Origin of the sequence: Rhodococcus sp. EPR-134 (assembly GCF_001647205.1) — a bacterium.
GTDB lineage: Bacteria > Actinomycetota > Actinomycetes > Mycobacteriales > Mycobacteriaceae > Rhodococcus_F > Rhodococcus_F qingshengii.
In genome coordinates, this window is sequence record NZ_LVCT01000740.1 from 1 (window position 1) to 1,340 (window position 1,340).

General features: G+C 58.4%; 1 protein-coding gene and 1 pseudogene. Both read left to right on the forward strand.

Going from position 1 to position 1,340, the window contains the following annotated elements:
• The coding region (locus A2J01_RS32000) for a GDP-mannose 4,6-dehydratase (protein ID WP_156519467.1) at window positions 1–584 on the forward strand (584 nt) is incomplete at its 5' end.
• Window positions 581–1,243, forward strand: a pseudogene (locus A2J01_RS32005) (NAD-dependent epimerase/dehydratase family protein); the annotation flags it as partial. The gene A2J01_RS32000 and the pseudogene A2J01_RS32005, both read left to right, overlap by 4 nt.
• Between the last annotated feature and the right edge of the window lie 97 nt (window positions 1,244–1,340).

Here is a 1,340-nt window from a genome sequence, read left to right on the forward strand (position 1 = left end):
CGCCGTACGGCGCTGCAAAGGTGTACTCGTACTGGGTCACCAGGAACTATCGCGAGGCCTACGGAATTCACGCGGTGAACGGGATCCTCTTCAATCACGAGTCACCCCGCCGCGGTGAAACATTCGTCACGAGAAAGATCACGCGTGCAGTCGCGCGAATCCAGGCCGGGATCGAAGATTCCCTGTACCTGGGCAATTTGGACGCGGTCAGGGACTGGGGCTACGCACCCGAGTACGTCGAGGGTATGTGGCGGATGCTTCAAGTCGACGAACCAGATGACTACGTGTTGGCCACTGGAGGAAACTTCACGGTCCAAGATTTTGTCGTGGCCTCATTCGAACATGTGGGTCTCGACTGGCAGAAGTACGTCAAATTCGATCCTCGTTACCTTCGCCCCACAGAGGTGGACGCTCTGGTCGGCGATGCAGGCAAGGCCGAGGACAAACTGGGCTGGAAAGCGACAGTACAGACCCCAGAATTGGCTCGAATCATGATGGACGCCGACATCGCAGCATTGGCGCATGCCGGCACACCGTGGATCGACACGCCGCATCTCCCTGATTGGAAGATCTCGCTCTCATGATCACAACGAAATCGATTGCACCTCTTGATCGCAGCGCCCCGACTTACATCGCCGGACACAAGGGACTGGTGGGATCCGCGCTCTGGCGCAAGCTCGAACAGAGTGGCTTCACCGACCTGATCGGCCGCACATCTGCCGAACTCGATCTGCGAAACCGAGCAGACGTATTCGCCTTCTTCGAAGCCGCCAAACCGTCGTGCGTCGTCTTGGCTGCCGCGAAGGTCGGAGGAATCGTCGCGAACAACACGTATCCGGTCGATTTCATCTCCGACAACCTTCAGATCCAGACCAATGTGCTCGACGCAGCGCTGCGGCACGGCGTGCGCCGATTGCTGTTCCTCGGGTCCTCGTGCATCTACCCGCGCCTGGCGCCACAGCCGATCAGAGAAGATCAATTACTGAACGGCCATCTCGAACCGACCAACGACGCATATGCGATCGCCAAGATTGCGGGAATCATCCAGGTCCAGGCTGTTCGTAGGCAGTTCGGGTTGCCCTGGATCTCGGCGATGCCGACAAGCCTGTACGGACCCGGCGACAACTTCTCGGAGAATGTTTCGCACGTACTTCCTGCGATGATCCGCCGTCTCGACCAAGCCAAGAACGAGGGAATTGAATCAGTCACAAACTGGGGTTCGGGGAGCCCACGTCGAGAATTCGGGTCTGCTGCACGATCAGGTGACAGGTTGAGTCACGCAGCCTGAGTGGCTGGTGTGGTCATGATGGTCTCGTATTCTATGGGGGTCAATCGGCCGA